General features: G+C 66.6%; 17 protein-coding genes. 9 read left to right on the top strand and 8 right to left on the bottom strand.

Annotated elements, in window-relative coordinates; all coding sequences use genetic code 11:
- Positions 1–90: 90 nt before the first annotated feature.
- Genes pgl through eda form a run of 4 tightly spaced genes read left to right on the top strand, consistent with a single transcriptional unit; the run spans position 91 to position 4,204 of the window.
- On the top strand, positions 91–801 hold the full coding sequence (pgl, locus tag ACQR50_RS09965) for a 6-phosphogluconolactonase (protein WP_056437543.1): 711 nt from the start codon (positions 91–93) through the stop codon (positions 799–801).
- Positions 798–2,615 carry a phosphogluconate dehydratase gene (gene edd / locus ACQR50_RS09970; RefSeq protein ID WP_428968195.1) on the top strand — a complete coding sequence of 606 codons (1,818 nt, stop codon included), beginning with the start codon at positions 798–800 and terminating at the stop codon, positions 2,613–2,615. The genes pgl and edd overlap by 4 nt, the downstream gene beginning before the upstream one ends.
- A gap of 21 nt (positions 2,616–2,636) precedes the next feature.
- Positions 2,637–3,602 carry a glucokinase gene (glk, locus tag ACQR50_RS09975; RefSeq protein WP_428968196.1) on the top strand — a complete coding sequence of 322 codons (966 nt, stop codon included), beginning with the start codon at positions 2,637–2,639 and terminating at the stop codon, positions 3,600–3,602.
- Positions 3,599–4,204 carry a bifunctional 4-hydroxy-2-oxoglutarate aldolase/2-dehydro-3-deoxy-phosphogluconate aldolase gene (gene eda, locus ACQR50_RS09980; protein ID WP_042482810.1) on the top strand — a complete coding sequence of 202 codons (606 nt, stop codon included), beginning with the start codon at positions 3,599–3,601 and terminating at the stop codon, positions 4,202–4,204. Before glk ends, eda begins: the two co-directional genes overlap by 4 nt.
- A 90-nt stretch (positions 4,205–4,294) precedes the next feature.
- Here the strand turns inward: eda and ACQR50_RS09985 are convergent, their stop codons facing one another.
- Positions 4,295–5,209 (bottom strand): LysR family transcriptional regulator, encoded by a 915-nt coding sequence (locus tag ACQR50_RS09985; protein ID WP_428968197.1) that lies wholly within the window; start codon positions 5,207–5,209, stop codon positions 4,295–4,297.
- Between the two features lie 94 nt (positions 5,210–5,303).
- On the opposite strand from ACQR50_RS09985, the gene bla reads away from it, so the two are divergent.
- Positions 5,304–6,167 (top strand): subclass B3 metallo-beta-lactamase, encoded by an 864-nt coding sequence (bla, locus tag ACQR50_RS09990; RefSeq protein WP_428968198.1) that lies wholly within the window; start codon positions 5,304–5,306, stop codon positions 6,165–6,167.
- 3 nt (positions 6,168–6,170) lie between these two features.
- Here bla and mltG read toward each other — a convergent pair whose 3' ends face one another.
- From mltG to fabD, 6 genes are all read right to left on the bottom strand, one after another.
- Complete coding sequence (gene mltG / locus ACQR50_RS09995) at positions 6,171–7,139, bottom strand: endolytic transglycosylase MltG (RefSeq protein WP_428968199.1); 969 nt, start codon at positions 7,137–7,139, stop codon at positions 6,171–6,173.
- A gap of 313 nt (positions 7,140–7,452) precedes the next feature.
- Entirely contained in the window at positions 7,453–8,709 is a 1,257-nt protein-coding gene (fabF, locus tag ACQR50_RS10000) for a beta-ketoacyl-ACP synthase II (RefSeq protein ID WP_056438398.1), read from the bottom strand.
- 120 nt (positions 8,710–8,829) lie between these two features.
- Positions 8,830–9,066 carry an acyl carrier protein gene (locus ACQR50_RS10005; RefSeq protein WP_007403554.1) on the bottom strand — a complete coding sequence of 79 codons (237 nt, stop codon included), beginning with the start codon at positions 9,064–9,066 and terminating at the stop codon, positions 8,830–8,832.
- 131 nt (positions 9,067–9,197) lie between these two features.
- On the bottom strand, positions 9,198–9,938 hold the full coding sequence (fabG, locus tag ACQR50_RS10010; protein WP_219020126.1) for a 3-oxoacyl-[acyl-carrier-protein] reductase: 741 nt from the start codon (positions 9,936–9,938) through the stop codon (positions 9,198–9,200).
- A 2-nt stretch (positions 9,939–9,940) separates the two neighbouring features.
- Complete coding sequence (locus ACQR50_RS10015; protein WP_428968200.1) at positions 9,941–10,369, bottom strand: GxxExxY protein; 429 nt, start codon at positions 10,367–10,369, stop codon at positions 9,941–9,943.
- A 28-nt stretch (positions 10,370–10,397) separates the two neighbouring features.
- Positions 10,398–11,357, bottom strand: a complete 960-nt coding sequence (fabD, locus tag ACQR50_RS10020) for an ACP S-malonyltransferase (RefSeq protein WP_428968201.1) — start codon at positions 11,355–11,357, stop codon at positions 10,398–10,400.
- Between the two features lie 257 nt (positions 11,358–11,614).
- Between fabD and rpsF the strand changes: the two genes are divergently transcribed.
- The 4 genes from rpsF (at position 11,615) to ACQR50_RS10040 (ending at position 13,583) form a co-directional block, all read left to right on the top strand.
- Positions 11,615–12,025 carry a 30S ribosomal protein S6 gene (gene rpsF / locus ACQR50_RS10025; RefSeq protein ID WP_037567458.1) on the top strand — a complete coding sequence of 137 codons (411 nt, stop codon included), beginning with the start codon at positions 11,615–11,617 and terminating at the stop codon, positions 12,023–12,025.
- Positions 12,025–12,249, top strand: coding sequence for a 30S ribosomal protein S18 (rpsR, locus tag ACQR50_RS10030; RefSeq protein ID WP_007403456.1), 225 nt, complete (start codon positions 12,025–12,027; stop codon positions 12,247–12,249). Before rpsF ends, rpsR begins: the two co-directional genes overlap by 1 nt.
- 12 nt (positions 12,250–12,261) lie before the next feature.
- Positions 12,262–12,855: a 50S ribosomal protein L9 gene (gene rplI, locus ACQR50_RS10035; protein ID WP_056437565.1), complete on the top strand. Its 594-nt coding sequence runs from the start codon at positions 12,262–12,264 to the stop codon at positions 12,853–12,855.
- Between the two features lie 386 nt (positions 12,856–13,241).
- Positions 13,242–13,583 (top strand): hypothetical protein, encoded by a 342-nt coding sequence (locus tag ACQR50_RS10040; protein WP_428968202.1) that lies wholly within the window; start codon positions 13,242–13,244, stop codon positions 13,581–13,583.
- A 164-nt stretch (positions 13,584–13,747) separates the two neighbouring features.
- Here ACQR50_RS10040 and mutL read toward each other — a convergent pair whose 3' ends face one another.
- On the bottom strand, positions 13,748–15,535 hold the full coding sequence (mutL, locus tag ACQR50_RS10045; RefSeq protein WP_428968203.1) for a DNA mismatch repair endonuclease MutL: 1,788 nt from the start codon (positions 15,533–15,535) through the stop codon (positions 13,748–13,750).
- Between the last annotated feature and the right edge of the window lie 117 nt (positions 15,536–15,652).

Below are 15,652 nucleotides of genomic sequence, written 5' to 3' on the forward strand. Positions count from 1 at the left end.
CCCGGTCGCGAGGGCGAAGACTTTGGCGCGATATGGCCCGTCCGTGCGGCGGGTCCTATCTTGCGCCCCGAATATCTAGGACAGGATGACATGACCGACGAAATCGAATGGTGGGATTATGAAGACACCACCGAAATGGCGAACGCGCTGGCGGGCGACATCCAGTTCATCATCGAAAGCGCGATCGAAGCGCGCGGCGCGGCGGTGATCGCGCTGTCGGGCGGCAAGACGCCGATCCCGGTCTATGAGAAGCTGGCCCAGGCCAAGCTCGACTGGAAGCGCGTGACCATCGTCCCCGCCGACGAGCGCGTCGTGCCGCTGGGCGATCCGCTGTCCAACGTCACCATGATCGGCAAGATCTTCCTGCCCAAGGGCGCGCGCGTCATGCCGATCGTGCCGCAGGCGACGTCGGACTATAAGGCCGCCGGCCGCTCGGCCGATGCACTGATGCAGGAACTGCACTGGCCGCTCGACCTGGTGCTGCTGGGCATGGGCGCGGACGGGCACACCGCATCGATCTTCCCCGGCCCCGACTATGACGAAGCGCTCAACGGCCCCAAGGAGCGCCGCGCGCTGGGCCTGATGCCCGACCCGCTGCCGCCCGAAGCACCGGTCGCGCGCGTGACGCTCAGCCGGGCGGGCATCGTCTCGGCCCGTTCGATCATGTTCGCCATCTCGGGCCCCGCCAAGAAGAAGGTGCTGGAAGACGCGATCAAGGAAGGCGCATCCTCGCCTTATCCGGTCGGGCGCGTCCTGGCCGAAGTCGAATTGCCGATCGACATCCACTGGAGCGAGCAATGAGCCTCAACGCCGCCGTCTCTGCCGTCACCGACCGGGTCATCGAACGCTCGCGTCCGGGCCGCCAGGCCTATCTTGACCTGATCGCGCATGAGGCCGAGACGGCGGTGCGCCGCCCCAATCTGGGCTGCGCCAACCTCGCCCATGCCTATGCCGGGACCGAGGAAGACCGCGACGCCATGAAGGCGGATCGGGGCATGAATATCGGCATCGTGTCGGCCTATAACGACATGCTGTCCGCCCACGCCGTCTATTATCGCTATCCCGAACTGATGAAGGTCTGGGCGCGCGAAGTCGGCGCGACCGCGCAGGTGGCGGGCGGCGTGCCCGCCATGTGCGACGGCGTGACGCAGGGCTATGCGGGCATGGAACTGTCGCTGTTCAGCCGCGACACCATCGCGCTGTCGACGGCGGTCGCGCTGAGCCACGGCACCTTCGAGGGTGCCGCCCTGCTCGGCATCTGCGACAAGATCGTGCCCGGCCTGCTGATGGGTGCGCTGCGCTTCGGCCATCTGCCGATGATCCTGGTCCCCGGCGGTCCGATGCCGACCGGCCTTCCCAACAAGCAGAAGGCCGCCGTCCGCGAAGCCTTTGCCGAGGGCAAGGCGGGCCGCGACGAACTGTTGGACGCCGAGATCGCGGCCTATCATTCGAAGGGCACCTGCACCTTCTACGGCACCGCCAACACCAACCAGATGATGATGGAGGTGATGGGCCTGCACATGCCGGGCGCTGCCTTCGTCAATCCGGGCACCAAGCTGCGCCAGGAACTCAGCCGCGCCGCCGTCCATCGCCTCGCCGCGATCGGCCAGCGTGGCGACGATTATCGCCCGCTGGGGGCTTGCGTCGATGAGAAGGCCATCGTCAACGCGGCGGTCGGTCTACTGGCGACCGGCGGCTCGACCAACCATCTGATCCACCTGCCCGCCATCGCGCGCGCGGCGGGAATCATCATCGACTGGGAGGATATGGACCGCCTGTCGGCCGCCGTGCCGCTGATCGCGCGCGTCTATCCCAACGGCTCGGCCGATGTGAACGGGTTCGAGGCGGCGGGCGGCATGCCCTATGTCATCCGCGAACTCCTGTCCGCCGGGCTGCTCCACCGCGACATCATGACGGTGGCGGGCAAGGACCTGTCCGATTACGGCCAGACGGCGGTCATCGCGGATGACAAGCTCAGCTGGACCCCGGTCGGCGACAGCGGCGACGAGACGATCCTGCGCCCCGCCGCCGCGCCCTTCTCGGCCGATGGCGGCATGCGCATCCTGTCGGGCAATCTCGGCCGCGCCTGCATCAAGGTGTCGGCGGTCGAGCGCGAACGCTGGATCATCGAGGCGCCTGCCCGCGTCTTCTCCGACCAGTCCGAAGTCCAGGCCGCGTTCAAGGCGGGCGAGCTGGAGCGCGACGTGGTGGTCGTGGTCCGTTTCCAGGGCCCCAAGGCGAACGGGATGCCGGAGTTGCACAAGCTGACCCCGCCGCTGGGCGTGCTCCAGAACCGGGGCTTCAAGGTCGCGCTGGTCACCGACGGCCGCATGTCGGGCGCCAGTGGCAAGGTGCCCTGCGCCATCCATCTCAGCCCCGAGGCGATCGGCGGCGGCGCGATCGGCCTCATCCGCGACGGCGACATCGTCCGTCTGGACGCGGTTGATGGCACGCTGAACGCGCTGGTCGATCCGGTGGAATGGGCCGCGCGCGAGCAGGCGGCGACGCCCGCCCCGGCACAGGGCATGGGCCGCGAGCTGTTCGCGCTGTTCCGCCAGGCCGCCGACGAAGCCGAGAAGGGCGCATCGCCCATTCTCGCGGGCGCCGGCCTGTAAAAATATAAGGGGGAGGACATCATGGAAATCGTAGCCGTCGACATCGGGGGCACGCATGCGCGTTTCGCGATCGCCGAGGTCGAGAATGGCCGGGTGGTCAAGCTGGGCGAGCCGTGTACGCAGAAGACCGCCGAGCACGCCTCGCTCCAGACCGCGTGGCAGGCGTTCGAGGCGCATCTGGGCCGTCCGCTGCCCAAGGCCGCCTCGCTCGCCATTGCCTCGCCGATCACCGGCGACGTGATCCGCATGACCAACAATCCCTGGGTCATCCGCCCCTCGCTGATCCCTGAGCGGCTAGGTGCGGACGTCTATACGGTCATCAACGATTTCGGCGCGGTCGGCCATGCCGTCGCGCAGGTGCCGGAGGAGGACTTCCTCCATATCTGCGGCCCCGAGGAGCCGATGCCCGCCAACGGCGTCGTCACCGTCTGCGGCCCCGGCACCGGCCTGGGCGTCGCGCAGGTCCTGCTGACGCCCGAGCGTTACCATGTCATCGAGACCGAGGGCGGGCATATGGACTATGCCCCGCTCGACGGCATCGAGGATGCGATCCTGAAGCGCCTGCGCCGCACCTATACCCGCGTATCGTGCGAGCGGATCTGCTCGGGACCCGGCATCGTCGCCATCTATGAGACGCTCGCCACGCTGGAGGGCCGTGCGGTGCCCAGCCGCGACGATCGCGAAATCTGGACCGAGGCGCTGGAGGGCACCGATTCGATCGCGCTGGCCGCGCTCGACCGTTTCTGTCTCGCGCTCGGCGCGGTCGCGGGCGACTTCGCGCTGGCGCAAGGCGCCAAGACCGTCGTGATCGCGGGCGGCCTCGGCTACCGGATCAAGGACAAGCTGCTGCGTTCGGGCTTCGACCAGCGCTTCGTCGCCAAGGGCCGGTTCCAGTCGCTGATGGCGCGTATCCCCGTCAAGCTCATCACCCATCCCCAGCCCGGCCTGTTCGGTGCAGCCGCGGCCTTTGCCCAGGAGCATTCATGACCGACATCGCCACCATCATGCGCACCAGCGCGGTCATCCCCGTGCTGGTCATCGACGACGCCGCTACCGCCAAGCCGCTGGCCGAGGCGCTGGTCGCGGGCGGGCTGAAGGTGCTGGAGGTGACGCTGCGCACCCCCGCCGCGCTGGAGGCGATGGCCGAAATGAAGAAGGTGCCCGGCGCGATCGTCGGTGCCGGCACCGTCGTCAACGAGCAGCAGCTGCGCGACGTGGCGGATGCGGGCGCCGAGTTCATCGTCTCGCCCGGCCTGACCGATCGTCTCGGCGCGGCGGTGATCGAGAGCGGCATCCCCTATCTGCCCGGTATCGCCAATGCGGGCGACATCATGCGCGGGCTGGACCTGGGCCTGACCCATTTCAAGTTCTTCCCCGCCGAGACGAGCGGCGGCCTGAAGGCGCTGAAGGCGCTGGCCGCGCCCTTCTACCAGGCGCGCTTCTGCCCGACCGGCGGCATCACCGAGGCGAGCGCGCCCGACTGGCTGGCCTTCGACCGCGTGCTGTGCGTCGGCGGCAGCTGGGTGACGGGCGGATCGATGGCCGATGTGGAGGCCAAGGCCCGCGCGGCGGCAGCGCTGCGGGGTTGATAGGTCCGGGGCTGCCCCTCCACCATCGCTGATGCGATGGTCCCCCTCCCCATCTGCGATGGGGAGGATTTGGCGGTCCCCCTCCCCAAGCTATGCTTGGGGAGGGGGACCGCCGCGAAGCGGTGGTGGAGGGGCAGTATCGTCCACCGCCCCGACCAACCACTGCCGAAACGCCTTCATCGCCAGCCCTTCCTTCCGCGACAGCAATCGCGTCAGCCAGTACCGCCCGGCATCGATTTCCACATCGAATGGCTGAACCAACCGCTCATTCGTCAACTCGCGCCCGAACATAGCCGTCGGCGCGAGCGCGACACCCAGCCCCGCCATCGCCGCCGTCACCATCAAGGCCGAACTGTCGAACATGGGTCCACGCAGTGCCGGTGCCGGGACGCCTGCTGCGGCGAACCAGCTTTCCCATTCGCTGACCCGATAGGACCGCAACAACCGCTCCCGCGCCAGATCGCCCGGCTCCCTCAACCGCGCGGCCACCAGGGGCGCGCAAAGCGGCGTCAGCGGTGCGGCCATCAGCGGCTCGGCATGGGTGCCATGCCAGGCCCCGTCGCCGAAGCGGATCGCGTAGTCCAGCCCCTCCCCCGCCAGATCGACTCGGTTGTTGTTGATCGACACGCGAACATCGATGTGCGGATGGGTCGCCGCAAAAGCGTCCAGTCGCTCGAGCAGCCATCCGGTCGCGAAAGTCCCCACCACCCCGATGTTCAGCACATATTGGAAACGGCCGTCGGCAAACCGGTCGAGCGTCGCCCCGATCCGGTCGAACGTCTCGGCCAGGACCGGCACCAGCGCCTGTCCGTCATCGGTCAGCGCCAGTCCTCTCGGCAGACGATGGAACAGCCGCGCGCCCAGTCTCTTTTCCAGTGCCGCGACCTGATGGCTGACCGCCCCCTGGCTGACACACAGTTCGATCGCGGCGCGCGTGAAGTTCAGATGCCGCGCCGCCGCCTCGAAGGCTCGCAGGGCGTTGAGGGGAAGCTGTGCGCGGTCCATGCCCCATCATGAAATCCGCTCATGGCTGTGTCGAGGGAAGATGCTTTGTCGTGCGGAGCAAAGCGATCCATCCTGCCGGGCAAGGAGACACGCCATGCTCGCCAGACCGACCCTGCTCTCGCTGATCGCCATCGTCACCGCGCCCGCCATGCCGCAAACGCCCGATCCGCTGACCAAACCGATCGTGACCGAGCACACGGCGGAATGGCTCGCACCGCGCCCGCCGGTGAAGGTCTTCGGCACCACCTATCTGGTCGGCTTTGGCGGTTTGAACGTCGCGCTGATCGATACGGGCCAAGGCCTGATCCTGATCGACGGCGCGCTGCCCCAGGCCGCACCTTCGATCTTGGCCAATGTCGCCAAGCTCGGCTTCCGCCCGCGCGACATCAAATATATTCTCAGCACGGAGCCGCATTTCGACCATGCGGGCGGTCTCGCCGCGCTCGCGCGCGACACCGGTGCCACGGTCGTCGCCAGCCCCCGGGGCGCGCAAGGGTTGCGCACCGGGCGGCTGGCCATGGACGATCCGCAGCGTGGGTATGACAGTCGCTTTCCGCCCGTCAGCACGGTGAAGGTCCTGCGCAACGGCGAGCGACTGACCTTGGGCAACACCATTGTCACCGCGCGGGCGACGCCGGGCCATACCATGGGCAGCACGAGTTGGAGTTGGCGTGCCTGCGAAAGCCAGCGGTGCAAGGCGATCGTCTTCGCCGCCAGCCTGAACCCGGTATCCACCGACGATTATCGCTTCTCCGCCCCGACGAACAAGGCGGTGGTCGCGGCCTTTGCGCGCGGTCAGGCGGCGATGCGCGCCCTGCCTTGCGACATTCTGATCACCGCCCATGCCGATCAGGACGGCGCGACCAGCCGGTTCCTGACGACGCCGGGCGCTTGCCGCGCCTATGCGTCGTCGTCACAGCGCAAACTCTCCCAGCGCCTCAGGCAAGAGGCGCGCTGATCGTCACATCTCGCCGCGCTGGCGGCGGATCGCGTACCATTTCTGCACATTGGCATTATGCTGCGCCAGCGTGTCGGCGAACACATGGCCGCCCGATCCGTCCGCCACGAAATACAGCGCCTTGCTGTCCGCCGGGTTCAACACCGCGTCGATCGAGGCACGACCCGGATTGGCGATCGGACCCACCGGCAGGCCGGGGCTGGCATAGGTGTTGTAGCCGTTCTTGGCATGGAGTTCGGACCGCAGGATGCGACGGCCGAGGGGACGCCCCTTGGTGATCGGATAGATCACCGTCGGATCGGCCTGAAGCGGCATGCCGATGCGCAGACGGTTGCCATAGACCGCCGCGACCGTCCGCCGTTCGGACGGCTTGCCGGTTTCCTTCTCGACGATCGAGGCGAGGATGATCGCTTCCTGCGGCGTCTTGACCGCGATACCCGGCTTCCGGTCGGCCCACGCCTGGGCGAGATAGGTCTTCATCGCCTTCTGCATCCGCGCAACGATCGCGGCACGGGTATCGCCCTTCTGATAGGCATAGCTGTCGGGCAGGACCGAACCCTCGGCAGGAACGGGCACATCGCCGGTCAGGCCATCGGCCCGCATCAGGGCGTCATGGACGAGGACCGAGGGATAACCCTCGGGCACCGGCACCAGCCGCTGACGCACCTTGCCCTCCTGGAGCAGGGTCAGGACATCATGCACGCTGGCATGTTCGGGGATGGCATATTCGCCCGCCTTGATCGCCCCGCCGTCGCCGAAGACCCGTGCGTACAGGCGAAAACGACCGGCCGAACGGATCGCCCCTGCCTTTTGCAGTTCATTGGCGGCACGCGCCAGGCTCGCCCCCTCGGGCACAACGACCGCGAGCGGCTTGTCCGCCGGACCGTTACCCGCCCAGTCATGCGCGACCCAGGCGAAGACGGCGATGCCGATCAGCCCCAGCAGCAACCCGATACAGCCGACCTTGCGCATATCTCACCCGGTTTTTGACGAGGGCGCAGTGCCCCGGACATGGAACAACCCCGGCACCGATCCGGGTCCGCTTTGCTGGCCGCCCGATGGCGCGGGCTTGAGCGTTTTGCAAGCGGACCCGGCGGTGGCCGGGGTTTTCTTTGGATAAGCCCATCCTCCGTTCGCACTGAGCGAAGTCGAAGTGCAGGCCCTGAACTCACCCCGTATCCCGTGGCCTTCGACTTCGGCGCTATGCGCCGAAGTTTATTCTGAGCGGCTGGCGCGCCAGCCGGCCGAAGGGCTCAGGCTGAACGGAAGTTGGGGTTCGGGCGAATTAGATCGCCTTCATCACCAGCGAAGCGTTGGTGCCGCCGAAGCCGAACGAATTGTTCAGCACCGCCTTCACTTCCCGCTTCTTGGCCGTGTGCGGCACGAGATCGACGCCCTCGGTGCCCTCATCCGGGTTGTCGAGGTTCAACGTCGGCGGCACGATCTGGTCACGCAGCGCGAGGATGCAGAAGATGCTCTCGACCGCACCGGCCCCGCCCAGCAGATGGCCGATCGCCGACTTGGTGCTCGACATGGACGCCCCCGACAGGTCGTCGCCAAAGACGCGCTTGGCCGCGGCCAGTTCGATCGTGTCGGCCATGGTCGAGGTGCCATGCGCGTTGATATAGTCGATGTCCGACGGCTCCATGCCCGCCTTGCGCAGCGCCATGCGCATCGCATTCTCGGCGCCCTTGCCTTCGGGATGCGGCGCGGTGACATGATAGGCGTCGCCCGACAGACCGTAACCGACGACCTCGGCATAGATCTTCGCGCCGCGCGCCTTGGCGTGCTCATATTCCTCGAGCACGACGACGCCCGCGCCCTCGCCCATCACGAAGCCGTCGCGGCCCTTGTCATAGGGGCGGCTGGCTTCGGTGGGACGGTCGTTCATGCTCATGTTGAGCGCGCGTGCCTGAGCGAAGCCCGCCACGCCGAGCGGGTTGATCGTGCTTTCCGCACCGCCCGCCAGCATGATGTCGGCATCGTCGTCGCGGATCATGCGCGCCGCGTCACCGATCGAATGCGCGCCGGTCGAGCAGGCGGTGACGACCGCGTGGTTCGGGCCCATCAGGCCGTATTTGATGCTGACCTGGCCCGAGATCAGGTTGATCAGGCGGCCATGGACGAAGTGCGGGCTGACCCGGCCGGGGCCGCGCTCGTGCAGGTTGACCGATTCGATCTCAATGCCCGGCAGACCGCCGATGCCCGAGCCGATCGACACGCCCGCGCGCAGGCGCATCTCTTCGTCCATCTCGGTCAGACCGGCATCTTCCAGCGCCTGACCGGCGGCGTCGATGCCATAGACGATGAAGGGATCGACCTGGCGCTGGACCTTGTGGTCGACGCGCTTGTCGGGGTCGAAGCCATATTCATGGTCCTTGGGCTTCACCTCGCACGCGATGGTGCATTTCTGGCCCGTGGTATCGAACCGCGTGATCGGACCGGCGCCGGACTTGCCAGCGATCAGATTGGCCCAGGCGGTTTCCACGTCCGCGCCCAGAGGCGTGACAAGACCCAGTCCGGTTACGACGACGCGCCGCATATTCCACTCCATTCCCAAACGAAAACGGCTCCCCGCCCGCTAGTCGGGGTCGGGGAGCCGCTTGAAACCTGGTCTTGCGACCCGTTCGGCCCGCAGATCATGCGGGCCGAGGCCCCGGTATTAGGCCTTGTTCTCGTCGATATACGTGATCGCGTCCTTGACGGTCGTGATCTTCTCGGCGGCATCGTCCGGGATTTCGACACCGAACTCTTCCTCGAACGCCATGACGAGCTCGACGATGTCGAGGCTGTCGGCACCGAGGTCGTCGATGAAGCTCGCGTCCTCGGTCACCTTGTCGGCTTCGACGCCGAGATGCTCGACGACGATCTTCTTCACGCGGTCGGCGGTCTCGCTCATGGTAATCCCTTCTCGTAATTCATCGGGGGTTGATACTTCCTGAACGCACGTAGAACGCGCGCCCTAGTCTGGCAAGCCCGTCCAGCGACGGACTTGGGCCAGGATAAGGTCATTCGTGGCAAATATGCCTTTTACAGCATCGCCATGCCGCCGTTCACGTGCAGCGTCTGGCCGGTGACATAGCCCGCTTCCTTCGACGCCAGATAGACGACGGCGGCACCGATATCCTCGCCCTTGCCCAGATCGCCCGCCGGGATCTTGCCGAGCAGCGCGGCCTTCTGCGCCTCGGGCAGCACGTCGGTCATCGCCGAGCGCATGAAGCCGGGGGCGACGCAATTGACGGTGACGTTGCGGCTGGCGAGTTCCTGCGCCACCGCCTTCGACATGCCGACGATGCCCGCCTTCGACGCGGCATAGTTGGCCTGGCCGGGATTGCCGGTCGCGCCGACGATCGAGGTGATCGAAATGATGCGGCCGAAGCGCGCCTTCATCATCGGCTTGGCGGCGGCGCGGATCAGGCGGAAGGTCGCCTCCAGGTTGACGCTGATGACTTGGTCCCACTCCTCGTCCTTCATCCGCATGGTCAGATTGTCGCGGGTAACGCCCGCATTGTTGACCAGGATGTCGAGCTTGCCGCCCAGCGCCTCGACCGCCTGCGGGATCAGCGCATCGACCGCAGCGGGGTCGGACAGGTTGCACGGCACCGCGACATGATCGCCGCCCAGCTCGGCGCGAAACGCCTCCAGCTTGTCGATATTGGAGCCGGACAGCGCCAGCTTCGCCCCCTGCGCCGCCAGTGCCCTGGCCACCGCCGAGCCGAGGCCACCCGATGCGCCGGTCACGAGGGCGGTCATTCCTGTCAGGTCGAACATGCTTATTCTCCGATTCTTTGGTTCACGCGGAGACGCGGAGACGCGGAGGAAGTGTGGGAATTGACGATCCGTCGCACCCCTTCTCTCAGCGTTGCGCCGCCAAAGTTAATCAGCAGACCAACCGGTTGCCCGGTCAGCCTCAGATAGGTCAAGAGTTGCTTGGCGTGAGCGGCGGACAGCCGCTCGACCGATTTGATCTCGACGAGCAATCGCTCGTCAACGAGGAGATCGATGCGGAAGGCGGCATCGAAGATCATGCCATCGAAATGAATGTCTACCGGACGCTGGCGGGCAACCTTAAAGCCCATCCGCTCCAGCTTGCCTGCCAATACGGTTTCATAGACGCTTTCCAGCAAACCAGGCCCCAGGTCACGATGCATATGCAACGCGACATCGATAACGGCCCCACTGATCTCGTCTATGTCCCGCATCTCCGCGCCTCCGCGTCTCCGCGCGAAATCAAAGCTTCGCCAGCAGCCCCTCGATATCGTCCATCGTCACGACACTGACCGCATCGGCGTCGGGGGCGATACGCTTGACCATGGGGCCGAGCACCTTGCCACCGAACTCGACGCACTGCGTCACGCCCGCGTCCTGCATCGCCAGCACCGATTCGCGCCAGCGGACCATGCCCGTCACCTGCGCGACCAGCAGCGCGCGGATCGCGCCGGGATCGGCGACGGGGGCTGCCTCGACATTGGCATAGACCGGGACCAGCGGCGCGCGGATCGTCGCCTCGGCCAGCGCGGCGTCCATCGCATCGGCGGCGGGCTGCATCAGCGGGCAGTGGAACGGCGCCGACACCGGCAGCAGGACCGCGCGCTTGGCCCCCAGATCCTTGGCCAGCGCCACCGCCTTCTCGATGGCCGCGCGGTGGCCGGAGATCACGACCTGGCTCGGGTCATTGTCATTGGCGACCGTGCAGACCAGTTCCACGCCGCCCTCGGCCAGGATCGCATCGACCGCCGCACCGGCAATCGTCTTGGCCTTTTCCAGGTCCGCGCCGAGCAGCGCGGCCATCGCGCCCTCACCCACCGGCACCGCCGCCTGCATCGCCCGGCCGCGCAGCTTCAGCAGGCGCGCCGTCGTCGGCAGGTCGATCGCATCGGCCGCACACAGCGCGGTATATTCGCCCAGCGAGTGGCCCGCGACGAAATCGGCCTTCTCGGACAGCCGCACGCCGCCTTCCTTCTCCAGCACGCGCAGGGTCGCGATGGCGTTCGCCATGATCGCGGGTTGCGCATTCTCGGTCAGGGTCAGCTCGTCGGCGGGCCCCTCGACCATCAGGCGATAGAGATGCTGGCCGAGTGCCTCGTCGACCTCCTGGAACACCTCGCGGGCGACGGGGCTCGCCTCGGCCAGCGCCTTGCCCATGCCGACGGCCTGGCTGCCCTGGCCCGGAAAGATGAATGCACGCATGTCGGTTCTGCCATCAAACAGTAATAGGATGGCCCGCGCGGTAGAAAGGTCGCCCGCCGCTGGCAAGTGTGCGCCCCTTCCCCGCTTGCCTTTTGCCGCCAAATCGCTATGAGCCGGCGCACCATTGGGCGGGAAGCACCTGCTTCACCCGCCCTCATGCCATTTTTTGGCGTGACGGTATTGAAGTATGGAAGACAGCCGGAGGGGTGTCCCACATGGGGTGGGCATCAGCGATCGGCCAACATAAGGTAAGCTGCATGGCTCTTTACGAGCACGTGTTCCTTGCGCGCCAGGATCTGGCACAGGCGCAGGTGGACGCGCTGGCGGAAGCCGCCACGAAGATCGTCGAGGACAATCAGGGCAAGGTCGTGAAGACCGAGACCTGGGGCCTGCGTTCGCTGGCGTACAAGATCGCCAAGAACCGCAAGGCGCATTACGTCATGCTCGAAATCGACGCCCCCGCCGGTGTCGTCGCCGAGCTGGAGCGCCAGACCCAGATCAACGAAGACGTGATCCGCTACATGACCGTCAAGGTTGACGGCCATGAAGAAGGTCCGTCGGTGATGATGCGCAAGCAGGAGCGCGACCGCGAGCGTCGTGCCGATCGTGGCGAACGCCCCGACCGCGCTGACCGCCCCCGTCGTGATCGTGAAGAGGAAGCCGCATAATGGCCCGCCCGTTTTTCCGTCGCCGCAAGAGCTGCCCCTTCTCCGCGAAGGACGCGCCCCGGATCGACTATAAGGACGTCCGTCTGCTGCAGGGCTTCGTGTCCGAGCGCGGCAAGATCGTGCCGTCGCGCATCACCAGCGTGTCGGCCAAGAAGCAGCGCGAGCTCGCCCAGGCGATCAAGCGCGCGCGTCATCTGGGCCTCCTGCCCTACGTCGTGAAGTAAGGGGTCTTACAGATGAACGTTATTCTGCTTGAGCGCGTCGAGAAGCTCGGCGCCATCGGCGACGTGGTTTCGGTGAAGGACGGCTATGCCCGTAACTTCCTGCTGCCGCGCAAGAAGGCGCTGCGCGCCAACGAAGCCAACAAGAAGGTGTTCGAGGCCAACCGCGCCCGCATCGAAGCCGAGAACGCGAACCGTCGCGCCGAGGCCGAGGTCGAGTCGAAGACCTTCGAGAACGCCACCGTCACCCTGATCCGTCAGGCGTCGAACGTCGGCCAGCTGTACGGCTCGGTCGCGGTGCGTGACCTGGTCGAGGCGCTGGTCGCCGACGGCCACAAGGTGAACAAGAGCCAGATCGTGCTCGACCGTCCGATCAAGGCGATCGGCCTGTACGACGTGCGCGTCGCGCTTCACCCGGAAGTGGCCGTGACCGTCAAGGTCAACGTCGCCCGCTCGCCGGAAGAAGCCGAGATGCAGGCGCAGGGCGTCGACGTCATGGCCTCGATGTTCGAGCGTGACGAAGCCGGCTTCACCGAGGATTACGATCCCAACGCAGAGCCCGGCGCCACCGCCGAGGTTCAGCCGGAGCAGGAAGAAGCGCAGGGCTAATCCCCAGCGCTTCGGCCCTCCGCCGAAAAAGACAGGGCCGTCCGGCATGTCCGGGCGGCCCTTTTTTGCGTCTTGGGGACGACACCATGGTGCACGGCACGCTGGCCGCGCAGGACGACGTTACGGACAGGCCACGCAGGCGCTGACCACGGCGGCCAGCGGGATCAAAGCGAAAATGAGCGGCATGATATGTTTCATGGTAAAACTGCCTGTCTGTCCAATGACCGGTAAATACACGGCCAAGTGCAAAAGTTTCGTTACGGTGAACGCCGAAACGAAAAAAATCTCAACTCATCGCCCTATGGGCTCGGTTCATCGCCAGAACAAGAGGTGTGTAAACTGGATCAGGACGATTTTGAAACGGCGCGCCATGGCAGGAAGGCTTCATGATATCGAAGACCGATCGCTGGGCGCTCCCCTTCGTCCATATCTGGCGAAGAAAGGCGGGGTTCCGCCTGCGCGCCGATTGGCCCTTGCTATGGCGGTTCGCGGCCATGGAGGATTGGCCGCCATGCGCCCTGTTGGGCGATGATTTCGACTGGGCGAATAAGACCGGGACAGGCTTTGTCGCGGATCATGGCGACGAGACCTTGTATCTGATCGACCGGGACTGGTTCGGATGGCCCGATCCGCCGCAGTGGAGCCTGGCTTCCTATGATCGGCGACGGGATCGATATTATTTCTGGGGCGATTTCAACGAATGCCCCCCGGCGTGGCGGCTTCCCTAACGGTCCGCCCGCCTCAAGTCCTCGACCTTAAACCGGGAAAGATACCATCACGTCCAAATCTGGCGAGCGGGCGGAGACCATGACCAGCAACGTCACGGCCATGATGCCCCCCACCGAGATTGGCGCGACGTCCGGCAGCGCCGCGCGGAGGTAGTTCGGCGGTCCTACTTCCGCCCGAACAGCTTCTCGATATCGCCATGCTGCAACTTCACCCAGGTCGGGCGACCATGGTTGCACTGGCCGGAATGCGGCGTGACTTCCATTTCGCGCAGCAGCGCATTCATCTCGGCGACCGAGAGGATGCGGCCTGCGCGCACCGAGCCGTGACAGGCCATGGTGGCGGCGACATGATCCAGCCGCTCGCGCAGGGATAACGCCTGGTCGAAGGCGGCGAGTTCGTCGGCGAGGTCGGCAACCAGCCCCTTGGGATCGCTCTGCCCCAGGAGCGCTGGCGTCGAGCGGACCAGCATCGCGGTCGGACCGAAGCGTTCGAGGTCGAGGCCGAATTCCGCCAGTTCCTCGGCGCGCGCTTCCAGCCGGTCGCAGGCGGGTTCGTCCAGCTCGACCACCTCGGGGATCAGCATGGCCTGCGACGCCACCCGACCACCGGTCAGCGCGGCGCGCATCCGCTCCAGCACCAGCCGTTCATGCGCGGCATGCTGGTCGACCAGGACCAGGCCGTCCTCCGCCTCGGCGACGATATAGGTCTTGGCGACCTGCCCCCGCGCGACGCCCATCGGATATTGGCGAACCTCCGGCGGCGGCGCGAAGGCCGCTTCGGCACGGGCGAGCGGCGGGGGAGCCGAAAAGCCGGGGCGCGGCGCAAAGAGAGATTGGCGCTCCATGACCCGAGTTTCGGGCGCGGACGATGCCCAGTCATCGGCCACCGGCGCGGCGGCCAAGGGCGCGGCGACACTCTCGGCCTGCCACATGGCCAGTGCCGAGTCCGGCGGACGCTGCACGCTGCGATGGCCGGCTTCGTCCAGCGCGCGACGCAGGCCGGATACGATCATGCCCCGGATCAGCGCAGGGTCCCGAAAGCGCACCTCGGTCTTGGCCGGATGGACGTTCACATCGACTTCGGACGGCGGCATGTCGAGGAAGAGCGCCACGACTGCGTGCCGATCCCGTGGCAGCATTTCGGCGTAAGCCCCTCGGATCGCGCCCATTAACAGGCGATCGCGGACCGGTCGGCCGTTGACGAACAGATATTGATGATCGGCAATACCCCGGTTGAAGGTCGGCAGCCCCGCCACCCCGCCCAGCGACACGGTGTCGCGCACCCAGTCGATCGCGACCGAATTCTCCGCCAACGCCCGGTCGGTCAGGCCAGCGACGCGGCCGGGCCGCTCCTCGCCGCCCGGCACGGTCAGCACCCGCCGACCGTCATGCTCCAGCGTGAAGGCGATATCGGGCCGCGCCATCGCCAGGCGGCGCACCATGTCGAGGCAGGCGGCATATTCCGACCGCGGCGAGCGCAGGAACTTGCGCCGCGCCGGGACCCGCGCGAACAGATCCTCGACCACGATCCGGGTCCCCGGCGGCACGGCGGCGGGGCCGTCGCGCAGCACCTCGCCATTGTCGACCACCCGGCTCCACCCGTCGCGGCCCGCGGGTCGGCTTTCGATCGTGACCCGTGCGACGCTGGCGATCGAAGGCAGCGCTTCGCCGCGAAACCCCAGCGTCAGGACCGATTCGATCGCTTCGTCCGGCAGCTTGGACGTACAGTGCCTTTCCAGCGCCAGCGCCATATCCGCGGCCGACATGCCGCACCCGTCATCGGCCACCTCGATCCGGCCGATGCCCCCCTGACCGATCGTTACCGCGATCCGGCTCGCCCCCGCATCGATTGAATTTTCGACCAATTCCTTCAACGCACTGGCGGGCCTTTCCACCACTTCACCGGCCGCGATACGATTGACGAGATGGGGAGGCAGACGCCGTATTGACATGCGGCAAACCCTAGCCCAAGCGACGGCATCCCGCGACCCCGCAAATGACGGTGCAGGTGCCTGTAACGGCTCTTGGCGGCGGTTCGGGATATGAAATGCGCCCACCCGGTCCACCAG

Origin of the sequence: Sphingomonas sp. Xoc002 (assembly GCF_050408055.1) — a bacterium.
GTDB lineage: Bacteria > Pseudomonadota > Alphaproteobacteria > Sphingomonadales > Sphingomonadaceae > Sphingomonas > Sphingomonas yabuuchiae.

Bases quoted from the DNA above. Each gene is read 5' to 3' on its own strand.
- fabG (WP_219020126.1), bottom strand. From the start codon at position 9,938: ATGTTCGACCTGACAGGAATGACCGCCCTCGTGACCGGCGCATCGGGT.
- glk (WP_428968196.1), top strand. From the start codon at position 2,637: ATGGAAATCGTAGCCGTCGACATCGGGGGCACGCATGCGCGTTTCGCG.
- mltG (WP_428968199.1), bottom strand. From the start codon at position 7,139: ATGCGCAAGGTCGGCTGTATCGGGTTGCTGCTGGGGCTGATCGGCATC.
- fabF (WP_056438398.1), bottom strand. From the start codon at position 8,709: ATGCGGCGCGTCGTCGTAACCGGACTGGGTCTTGTCACGCCTCTGGGC.
- ACQR50_RS10005 (WP_007403554.1), bottom strand. From the start codon at position 9,066: ATGAGCGAGACCGCCGACCGCGTGAAGAAGATCGTCGTCGAGCATCTC.
- pgl (WP_056437543.1), top strand. From the start codon at position 91: ATGACCGACGAAATCGAATGGTGGGATTATGAAGACACCACCGAAATG.
- rpsF (WP_037567458.1), top strand. From the start codon at position 11,615: ATGGCTCTTTACGAGCACGTGTTCCTTGCGCGCCAGGATCTGGCACAG.
- ACQR50_RS10040 (WP_428968202.1), top strand. From the start codon at position 13,242: ATGATATCGAAGACCGATCGCTGGGCGCTCCCCTTCGTCCATATCTGG.
- mutL (WP_428968203.1), bottom strand. From the start codon at position 15,535: ATGTCAATACGGCGTCTGCCTCCCCATCTCGTCAATCGTATCGCGGCC.
- rplI (WP_056437565.1), top strand. From the start codon at position 12,262: ATGAACGTTATTCTGCTTGAGCGCGTCGAGAAGCTCGGCGCCATCGGC.
- ACQR50_RS09985 (WP_428968197.1), bottom strand. From the start codon at position 5,209: ATGGACCGCGCACAGCTTCCCCTCAACGCCCTGCGAGCCTTCGAGGCG.
- fabD (WP_428968201.1), bottom strand. From the start codon at position 11,357: ATGCGTGCATTCATCTTTCCGGGCCAGGGCAGCCAGGCCGTCGGCATG.
- edd (WP_428968195.1), top strand. From the start codon at position 798: ATGAGCCTCAACGCCGCCGTCTCTGCCGTCACCGACCGGGTCATCGAA.
- ACQR50_RS10015 (WP_428968200.1), bottom strand. From the start codon at position 10,369: ATGCGGGACATAGACGAGATCAGTGGGGCCGTTATCGATGTCGCGTTG.
- bla (WP_428968198.1), top strand. From the start codon at position 5,304: ATGCTCGCCAGACCGACCCTGCTCTCGCTGATCGCCATCGTCACCGCG.
- eda (WP_042482810.1), top strand. From the start codon at position 3,599: ATGACCGACATCGCCACCATCATGCGCACCAGCGCGGTCATCCCCGTG.
- rpsR (WP_007403456.1), top strand. From the start codon at position 12,025: ATGGCCCGCCCGTTTTTCCGTCGCCGCAAGAGCTGCCCCTTCTCCGCG.